Genomic DNA, 7,373 nt, shown 5'->3' on the forward strand with positions numbered 1-7,373 from the left:
AAAGGATGGCGATGCCGAGGCCGTTGGCGACCTGCGGGATCGACTTGGCCGAGACATAGACGCGGCGGCCCGGCTTCGAGACGCGGGCGATTTCGCGCACGACCGGCGCGCCGTCAAAATACTTCAGCTCGATTTCGATTTCGGACTTGCCGTTCTCGAAGTCGGTCTGGCTGTAGTCGCGGATATAGCCTTCAGCCTTCAGCACGTCGAGGACGCGGGTGCGCAGACGCGAGGCCGGAGTCGAGACGCTCGACTTCTTGCGGCCATAGGCGTTGCGGATGCGGGTCAGCATATCGCCGAGAGGATCGCTCAATGACATCTCAGTGTCCTCCTTACCAGCTCGACTTGACCAGGCCCGGGATCTGGCCGTTGTTGCCAAGATCGCGAAGCGCGATACGCGAAACCTTGAGCTTGCGATAGTAGGCGCGCGGACGCCCCGTCACTTCGCAGCGGTTGCGGATGCGGATCTTGGCCGAGTTGCGCGGCAGTGCCGACAGCTTCAACTGGGCGCGGAAACGCTCTTCCATCGGCTTGGACTGATCCATGACGATGGCCTTCAGCGCGTTACGCTTGGCGGCATACTGGTCCGCAAGCTTCCGGCGCCTGTTGTTCTTCTCGACTGAGCTGGTCTTTGCCATTTCAGATTTTTCCTTTTTCGCTGCCGTTACTGGCGGAAGGGGAAGTTGAAAGCCTTGAGCAGAGCCCTGGCTTCGTCGTCCGTCTTCGCCGTCGTACAAACGATGACGTCCATGCCCCAGACCTGATCAACCTTGTCGTAGTTGATCTCCGGGAACACGATGTGTTCCTTGATGCCCATGGCGTAGTTGCCACGGCCGTCAAAGCTCTTCGGGTTGAGCCCGCGGAAGTCGCGGACGCGCGGCAGCGCGATGTTCACGAGGCGGTCGAGGAACTCGTACATGCGTTCCTTGCGCAGCGTGACCTTGGCGCCGATCGGCATGTTCTCGCGCACCTTGAAGCCGGCGATCGAGTTGCGGGCGCGGGTGACGACGGCCTTCTGGCCGGCGATCAGCGCCAGGTCCTCGGCGGCGACCGAAGGCTTCTTCGAATCGCCGGTCGCCTCACCAACGCCCATGTTCAGCACGATCTTGTCGAGGCGCGGAACCTGCATGTCGTTGTCGTAGCCGAACTGCTCCTGCAGCGCCTTGCGGATGGTCTCGTTGTAGACCTTCTTCAGGCGCGGCTCGTTCTTGGCAGTCGCCTGCTTGGTTTCAGCCTTAGCCATTGATGACTTCTCCCGAGCGCTTGGCGACGCGCACTTTCTTGCCGTCCTTCTGGAAGATGAAACCGACGCGGGTCGGCTTGCCATCCTTGGGGTCGGCCAGCGCGATGTTCGACAGGTTGATCGGCGCTTCCTTGGTGATGATCCCGCCCTCTTGGGACTGGGACTGCTTCTGGTGACGACGGATCATGTTGACGCCACGCACCAGCGCGGTGTCGTCCTTCGGCTGCACCGAGAGGACTTCGCCCGAACGGCCCTTGTCCTTGCCGGCCAGCACGACGACCTTGTCGCCTTTTCTAATCTTTTGCATTGGTCCGGCTCCTTACAGCACTTCTGGCGCGAGCGAGATGATCTTCATGTGGTTCTTGGCGCGGAGTTCGCGCGGAACCGGTCCGAAGATACGCGTGCCGATCGGCTCTTTCTTGTTGTCGACGAGAACGGCCGCGTTCTTGTCGAAACGGATCACGCTGCCGTCCGGGCGGCGGATGTCCTTGGCCGTGCGAACCACGACCGCCTTCATCACATCGCCCTTCTTCACGCGGCCGCGCGGAATGGCTTCCTTGATCGACACCACGATGATGTCGCCGACGGAAGCGTATTTCCGCTTCGAGCCGCCCAGCACCTTGATGCACATGACACGACGGGCGCCGGAATTATCCGCGACGTCGAGGTTTGTTTGCATCTGAATCATGACTGGCCGCCTTCTTCTTTTCTAACGGGACGGGCTCGAAGCCCCTCCCCGGTCTGTCCAAAATTCGTTTGTTTACGCCTGGTCCGAAGACACGACGATCCAGCGCTTGTCCTTCGAAATCGGCTTCGATTCCTGGATGAACACCTGATCGCCGACCTTGTGGGCGTTGTTCTCGTCGTGCGCCTTGTACTTCTTGGTCATGCGCACGGTCTTCTTCATCACGGGATGCGTGAAGCGCCGTTCGACCTTGACGACAACCGTCTTCTCGTTCTTGTCGCTGACGACGGTGCCCTGCAGAATGCGCTTTGGCATGGTTTTCGTCCTTAAGCCTTCTTGGCCGCGGACTTTTCCGCGGCGATGGTCTTGATGCGCGCGATGTCCCTGCGGACCTGCTTCACGCGTGCGGTCTTCTCGAGCTGACCGGTGGCCTTCTGGAAGCGCAGGTTGAACTGCTCCTTCTTCAGGCTGGCCAGGTCGTCGGTCAGCTGGTCCTGGGTCTTGGTCCGGATGTCTTCGGCTTTCATGATCGGCCCGTCCTTATTCTGCGATGCGCTGTACGAAGCGCGTCCTGACCGAGAGCTTGGCAGCACCGAGACGCAGCGCCTCGCGCGCCGTCTCTTCGCTGACGCCGTCGATCTCGAACATGATGCGGCCAGGCTTGACGCGCGCCGCCCAATAGTCGACGGCGCCCTTGCCCTTACCCATGCGCACTTCGGTCGGCTTCGAGGTGACCGGCAGATCCGGGAACACCCGGATCCAGACGCGGCCGGCGCGCTTCATCTCGCGGGTGATCGCGCGGCGGGCCGCCTCGATCTCGCGCGCGGTGACGCGGTTCGGCTCAAGCGCCTTCAGCCCGAAACCGCCGAAATCCAGGTTGGTGCCGCCCTTGGCGGTACCGTGGATACGGCCCTTGAACTGCTTGCGGAACTTTGTGCGCTTTGGCTGCAGCATCGTTCTAACTCCAAATTCTCAAATGTCTCAGGCGTTTTCGCGACGGCGGCCGCGTTCGCGCTCGCCACCGGCAGCACCGCCATGCGCATGATCGCCCTCGGTCGCGCGGCGTTCCGAAGCCATCGGGTCGTGCTCGAGGATCTCGCCCTTGAACACCCAGACCTTGACGCCGCAGATACCGTAGGCGGTGTTCGCCTCGGCCGTACCGTAGTCGACATCGGCGCGCAGCGTATGCAGCGGCACGCGGCCTTCGCGGTACCATTCCATACGGGCGATTTCGGCGCCGCCCAGACGGCCCGAGCAGTTGATGCGGATGCCCTCGGCGCCGAGACGCATCGCCGACTGCACGGCGCGCTTCATGGCGCGGCGGAAAGCGATACGGCGCTCGAGCTGCTGCGCGATCGACTGCGCGACCAACGTGGCGTCGATCTCCGGCTTGCGCACCTCGACGATGTTGAGGTGCGTCTCGGACTTCGTCATCTCCATCAGCTTCTTGCGAAGCTTCTCGATGTCGGCGCCCTTCTTGCCGATGATCAGGCCCGGACGCGCCGCATGGATGGTGACGCGGCACTTCTTGTGCGGGCGCTCGATCACGACCTTGGAGATCGCGGCCTGCTTGAGTTCCTTCTCAAGGTACTTGCGGATCTTGATATCCTCATGCAGCAGCTGGCCGTACTCGCCGGTGTTCGCGAACCAGCGCGAATCCCAGGTGCGGTTGATGCCGAGACGCAGCCCGATCGGATTGACTTTCTGGCCCATTATGCGGCCTCCCCTTTTTCCTCGACTTCACGAACGACGATCGTGAGGTGCGAGAACGGCTTTTCGATACGGCTGGCGCGACCACGGCCACGAGCGTGGAACCGCTTCATGACGATCGACTTGCCGACATAGGCTTCCGCCACGATCAGCGCGTCGACGTCGAGGTCGTGGTTGTTTTCCGCGTTGGCGATCGCCGATTCCAGCGTCTTCTTGACCGTGCCGGAAATCCGCTTGGCCGAGAATTCGAGGTCGGAAAGCGCTGTCGCGACCTTCTTGCCGCGGATCAGCGCGGCAACCAGGTTCAGCTTCTGCGGGCTGATACGGATCGTGCGCAGAACGGCGCGCGCTTCGTTGTCAGCAAGCCTGCGCGGAGCTTTGGCCTTGCCCATGATTATTTCCTCTTCGCCTTCTTATCCGCGCCATGACCGTAATAGGTCCGGGTCGGAGCGAATTCACCGAACTTGTGACCGACCATGTCCTCGTTCACGGAGACGGGAACATGCTTCTGGCCGTTGTAGACACCGAAGGTGAGGCCGACGAACTGCGGCAGGATGGTGGAGCGGCGGCTCCACATCTTGATCACCTCATTGCGACCGCCTTCACGAACCTTGTCCACCTTCTTGAGAAGGTAGCCGTCGATGAAGGGGCCTTTCCAAATCGAACGAGTCACTTGGCGTTACCTCTTCTTAGCTCTTGCGCTGATGGCGCGAGCGCACGATGAACTTGTCGGTCGCCTTGTTGGACCGCGTCTTCTTGCCCTTGGTCGGCTTGCCCCAGGGCGAAACCGGATGACGGCCACCCGAGGTGCGGCCTTCGCCGCCGCCGTGCGGGTGATCGACCGGGTTCATGGCCACGCCGCGATTGTGCGGGCGCTTGCCGCGCCACACCGTGCGGCCGGCCTTGCCGTCGTTGATGTTGCCGTGGTCGGGGTTCGACACCGCGCCGACGGTCGCCATGCATGAGCCGTGCACGACGCGCTGCTCGCCCGAGTTGAGGCGCAGGATCGCCATGCCCTGGTCGCGGCCGACGAGCTGGGCGTAACCTCCGGCCGAACGGGCGACCTGGCCGCCCTTGCCCGGCTTCAGCTCGATGTTGTGGACGATCGTGCCGACCGGCATCGAGGCCAGCGGCATCGCATTGCCCGGCTTCACGTCGACGGCTTCGCCGGCCACGATCTTGTCGCCGGCAGCAAGACGCTGCGGGGCGATGATGTAGGACAGCTCGCCATCGTCATACTTGATCAGGGCGATGAAGGCGGTGCGGTTCGGATCGTATTCGATCCGCTCGACCGTGCCGACGACGTCGAACTTGCGCCGCTTGAAGTCGATGATGCGGTACGAACGCTTGTGACCGCCGCCGATGAAGCGGGCCGTGATGCGGCCGTAATTATTGCGGCCGCCCGACTTGGTCAGGCCTTCGGTCAGGCCCTTGACGGGCTTGCCCTTGTAGAGCCCCGAGCGGTCGACGATGACCAGCTGGCGGGTGCTCGGCGTTACCGGGTTGAATTTCTTGAGTGCCATTGTCCTGTCCTCGCGGCCTAGCTCAGAGACCCGTCGCGACGTCGATCGACTGGCCGTCGGCCAGCGTCACAACCGCCTTCTTGACGTCGCCCTGGCGGCCGATCGTGCCGCGGAAGCGCTTGATCTTGCCCTTGCGGACAAGCGTGTTCACGGCCGTAACCTTGACACCGAAGAGGGCTTCGACGGCGGCCTTGATTTCCGGCTTCGACGCCTTCTTGGCGACGTTGAAGACGACCTGGTTCTGCTCGGAAGCCATGGTCGACTTTTCGGTGATCGCCGGCGAGACGATCACGTCGTAGTGACGAAGGTCGGTCATTTGAAGCGCTCCTCGAGAGCCTCGACGGCGGCCTTGGAAAGGACCAGCGTGCCGCGGCGCAGAATGTCGTAGACGTTGATGCCCTGGATGGGCAGCACGTCGATGTTCGGAATGTTGGTCGCCGCCAGCTTGAAGTTCTGGTCGAGCTCGGCGCCGCCGATCAGCAAGGCGTTGGTCAGGCCGAGCGTCTCGAAATTCGCCACCAGCGCCTTGGTCTTGGCCTCGGTCAGCTTCAGCTCGTCGACGATGATGATCGACGCGCTCTTGGCCTTGGCCGAGAGAGCATGCTTGAGGCCGAGCGCGCGCACCTTCTTCGGCAGGTCGTGCTCGTGGCTGCGCACGACCGGGCCGTGCGCCTTGCCGCCGCCGCGGAACTGCGGAGCGCGAGCCGAATGGTGACGGGCGCGGCCCGTACCCTTCTGCTTGTACATCTTGGCGCCGGTGCGCGCGATCTCGGCGCGGCCCTTGGCCTTGTGCGTGCCCTGCTGCTTCTTGGCCAGCTGCCAGCGCACGACGCGCTGCAGGATGTCCTCGCGCGGATCAAGCCCGAAAATCTCCTCGGAGAGTTTCACCTTGCCGGCGTCCTTGCCGCCCAGCGTTGTGATCTTGAGGTCCATTATTCCGCTCCCTCGGTAGCCGGGGCTTCATTCTTGGCGGCACCAGCGCGGATCGCGGCAGGCTTCGGCGCATTGGCCGGCAGCGCGACCTTGGCCGCGTCGCGAACCAGGATCCAGGCGCCCTTGACGCCGGGAACGGCGCCGCGGATCAGGATCAGGCCGCGGTCGGCGTCGGTCGAGACGACCTCGACGTTCTGCGTGGTGACGCGGGCGTCGCCCATGTGGCCGGCCATCTTCTTGCCCTTGAACACCTTGCCGGGGTCCTGGCGCTGGCCGGTCGAGCCGTGCGTGCGGTGCGACACCGAGTTACCGTGCGTGGCGCGGCCGCCACCCATGTTGTGCCGCTTGATCACGCCCTGGAAACCCTTACCGGTCGAGGTGCCCGTCACATCGACCTTCTGGCCGGCGACGAAGTGCTCGACGGTGATCTCGGCGCCGACGTCGATCATGTTGTCGGCGGAGACGCGGAACTCGGCGAGCTTCGCCTTCGGCTCGACGGACGCGGCGGCGAAATGGCCGCGCATCGCCTTCGACGTGTTCTTCACCTTGGCGAGGCCAACGCCGAGCTGGACGGCCGTATAGCCGTTCTTCTCCTGCGTGCGCTGCGCCACGACCTGGCAGTTCTCCATCTGGAGAACGGTGACGGGAACATGTTCCCCGGCATCGTTATAGATGCGGGTCATTCCCACCTTCTTTGCAATCACACCTGAACGCATCGGTTCAATTCCTTTAGAGTTCCGGGCCAGGGGCATCGCCCCTTACCGCGCTCTCATTCCCTTAGAGCTTGATCTCGACGTCCACACCGGCGGCGAGGTCGAGCTTCATCAAAGCATCGACCGTCTGCGGGGTCGGATCGACGATGTCGAGCAGACGCTTGTGCGTGCGCATCTCGAACTGCTCGCGGCTCTTCTTGTCGACGTGCGGCGACCGGTTGACCGTGAACTTTTCGATCCGCGTCGGCAGCGGAATGGGGCCGCGGACGTTGGCGCCGGTGCGCTTGGCTGTCGACACGATCTCCCGGGTCGAGGCGTCGAGCACCCGGTGATCAAACGCCTTAAGGCGGATGCGGATATTCTGTCCGTTCATGCGTCACTTCCTTGTTCTGGCGCGGCGCGGGCAACTTCCGAGCCCGCGACAGATCGGTTTAAGTCCAATTATTCTTTGATGGTGACGACGATGCCGGCACCGACGGTGCGGCCGCCTTCACGGATGGCGAAGCGCAGCTTCTCTTCCATGGCGATCGGCACGATCAGCTCGACGTCGACCGTGATGTTGTCGC

16 protein-coding genes and 1 pseudogene are annotated in these 7,373 nt (G+C 63.0%); all 17 read right to left on the reverse strand.

All coding sequences use genetic code 11. From position 1 onward, the window contains the following. Positions 1–319, reverse strand: a 319-nt coding sequence (gene rpsH, locus EN738_RS27315) for a 30S ribosomal protein S8 (RefSeq protein WP_127286405.1), incomplete at its 3' end; no start/stop codon positions are given. A 13-nt stretch (positions 320–332) separates the two neighbouring features. Beyond that, positions 333–638: a 30S ribosomal protein S14 gene (gene rpsN / locus EN738_RS27320; RefSeq protein WP_127286406.1), complete on the reverse strand. Its 306-nt coding sequence runs from the start codon at positions 636–638 to the stop codon at positions 333–335. Positions 639–664: 26 nt separating this feature from the next. Continuing rightward, entirely contained in the window at positions 665–1,243 is a 579-nt protein-coding gene (gene rplE / locus EN738_RS27325) for a 50S ribosomal protein L5 (RefSeq protein WP_127286407.1), read from the reverse strand. Then, positions 1,236–1,550, reverse strand: a complete 315-nt coding sequence (rplX, locus tag EN738_RS27330; RefSeq protein WP_127286408.1) for a 50S ribosomal protein L24 — start codon at positions 1,548–1,550, stop codon at positions 1,236–1,238. Before rplX ends, rplE begins: the two co-directional genes overlap by 8 nt. A 12-nt stretch (positions 1,551–1,562) precedes the next feature. After that, entirely contained in the window at positions 1,563–1,931 is a 369-nt protein-coding gene (rplN, locus tag EN738_RS27335; RefSeq protein WP_006205457.1) for a 50S ribosomal protein L14, read from the reverse strand. Between the two features lie 72 nt (positions 1,932–2,003). After that, positions 2,004–2,243, reverse strand: a complete 240-nt coding sequence (gene rpsQ / locus EN738_RS27340; protein WP_010909280.1) for a 30S ribosomal protein S17 — start codon at positions 2,241–2,243, stop codon at positions 2,004–2,006. Positions 2,244–2,254: 11 nt separating this feature from the next. After that, on the reverse strand, positions 2,255–2,455 hold the full coding sequence (rpmC, locus tag EN738_RS27345) for a 50S ribosomal protein L29 (protein WP_126042433.1): 201 nt from the start codon (positions 2,453–2,455) through the stop codon (positions 2,255–2,257). Positions 2,456–2,468: 13 nt separating this feature from the next. Beyond that, positions 2,469–2,882, reverse strand: coding sequence for a 50S ribosomal protein L16 (rplP, locus tag EN738_RS27350; protein ID WP_126054438.1), 414 nt, complete (start codon positions 2,880–2,882; stop codon positions 2,469–2,471). Between the two features lie 27 nt (positions 2,883–2,909). Next, positions 2,910–3,641, reverse strand: coding sequence for a 30S ribosomal protein S3 (rpsC, locus tag EN738_RS27355; RefSeq protein ID WP_127286409.1), 732 nt, complete (start codon positions 3,639–3,641; stop codon positions 2,910–2,912). Next, positions 3,641–4,030, reverse strand: coding sequence for a 50S ribosomal protein L22 (rplV, locus tag EN738_RS27360; protein WP_006205462.1), 390 nt, complete (start codon positions 4,028–4,030; stop codon positions 3,641–3,643). The genes rpsC and rplV overlap by 1 nt, the downstream gene beginning before the upstream one ends. A gap of 2 nt (positions 4,031–4,032) precedes the next feature. After that, positions 4,033–4,311, reverse strand: coding sequence for a 30S ribosomal protein S19 (gene rpsS, locus EN738_RS27365; protein ID WP_015317982.1), 279 nt, complete (start codon positions 4,309–4,311; stop codon positions 4,033–4,035). Positions 4,312–4,327: 16 nt separating this feature from the next. After that, positions 4,328–5,161, reverse strand: coding sequence for a 50S ribosomal protein L2 (gene rplB / locus EN738_RS27370; RefSeq protein WP_126054436.1), 834 nt, complete (start codon positions 5,159–5,161; stop codon positions 4,328–4,330). Between the two features lie 22 nt (positions 5,162–5,183). Beyond that, positions 5,184–5,477: a 50S ribosomal protein L23 gene (locus EN738_RS27375; protein WP_126054435.1), complete on the reverse strand. Its 294-nt coding sequence runs from the start codon at positions 5,475–5,477 to the stop codon at positions 5,184–5,186. Then, positions 5,474–6,094 carry a 50S ribosomal protein L4 gene (gene rplD / locus EN738_RS27380; RefSeq protein WP_127286410.1) on the reverse strand — a complete coding sequence of 207 codons (621 nt, stop codon included), beginning with the start codon at positions 6,092–6,094 and terminating at the stop codon, positions 5,474–5,476. The genes EN738_RS27375 and rplD overlap by 4 nt, the downstream gene beginning before the upstream one ends. After that, positions 6,094–6,810: a 50S ribosomal protein L3 gene (gene rplC / locus EN738_RS27385; protein ID WP_127286411.1), complete on the reverse strand. Its 717-nt coding sequence runs from the start codon at positions 6,808–6,810 to the stop codon at positions 6,094–6,096. Before rplC ends, rplD begins: the two co-directional genes overlap by 1 nt. A gap of 61 nt (positions 6,811–6,871) precedes the next feature. Beyond that, on the reverse strand, positions 6,872–7,180 hold the full coding sequence (rpsJ, locus tag EN738_RS27390; protein WP_006205468.1) for a 30S ribosomal protein S10: 309 nt from the start codon (positions 7,178–7,180) through the stop codon (positions 6,872–6,874). 68 nt (positions 7,181–7,248) lie between these two features. Further along, a pseudogene (tuf, locus tag EN738_RS27395) lies at positions 7,249–7,373 on the reverse strand (elongation factor Tu); the annotation flags it as partial.

The organism is Mesorhizobium sp. M4B.F.Ca.ET.017.02.2.1, assembly GCF_003998955.1.
Taxonomy (GTDB): Bacteria; Pseudomonadota; Alphaproteobacteria; order Rhizobiales; family Rhizobiaceae; genus Mesorhizobium; species Mesorhizobium abyssinicae.

Coding starts and splice junctions, on each gene's coding strand:
- rpsN (WP_127286406.1), bottom strand. CDS start 638: ATGGCAAAGACCAGCTCAGTCGAGAAGAACAACAGGCGCCGGAAGCTT.
- rplE (WP_127286407.1), bottom strand. CDS start 1,243: ATGGCTAAGGCTGAAACCAAGCAGGCGACTGCCAAGAACGAGCCGCGC.
- rplX (WP_127286408.1), bottom strand. CDS start 1,550: ATGCAAAAGATTAGAAAAGGCGACAAGGTCGTCGTGCTGGCCGGCAAG.
- rplN (WP_006205457.1), bottom strand. CDS start 1,931: ATGATTCAGATGCAAACAAACCTCGACGTCGCGGATAATTCCGGCGCC.
- rpsQ (WP_010909280.1), bottom strand. CDS start 2,243: ATGCCAAAGCGCATTCTGCAGGGCACCGTCGTCAGCGACAAGAACGAG.
- rpmC (WP_126042433.1), bottom strand. CDS start 2,455: ATGAAAGCCGAAGACATCCGGACCAAGACCCAGGACCAGCTGACCGAC.
- rplP (WP_126054438.1), bottom strand. CDS start 2,882: ATGCTGCAGCCAAAGCGCACAAAGTTCCGCAAGCAGTTCAAGGGCCGT.
- rpsC (WP_127286409.1), bottom strand. CDS start 3,641: ATGGGCCAGAAAGTCAATCCGATCGGGCTGCGTCTCGGCATCAACCGC.
- rplV (WP_006205462.1), bottom strand. CDS start 4,030: ATGGGCAAGGCCAAAGCTCCGCGCAGGCTTGCTGACAACGAAGCGCGC.
- rplB (WP_126054436.1), bottom strand. CDS start 5,161: ATGGCACTCAAGAAATTCAACCCGGTAACGCCGAGCACCCGCCAGCTG.
- EN738_RS27375 (WP_126054435.1), bottom strand. CDS start 5,477: ATGACCGACCTTCGTCACTACGACGTGATCGTCTCGCCGGCGATCACC.
- rplD (WP_127286410.1), bottom strand. CDS start 6,094: ATGGACCTCAAGATCACAACGCTGGGCGGCAAGGACGCCGGCAAGGTG.
- rplC (WP_127286411.1), bottom strand. CDS start 6,810: ATGCGTTCAGGTGTGATTGCAAAGAAGGTGGGAATGACCCGCATCTAT.
- rpsJ (WP_006205468.1), bottom strand. CDS start 7,180: ATGAACGGACAGAATATCCGCATCCGCCTTAAGGCGTTTGATCACCGG.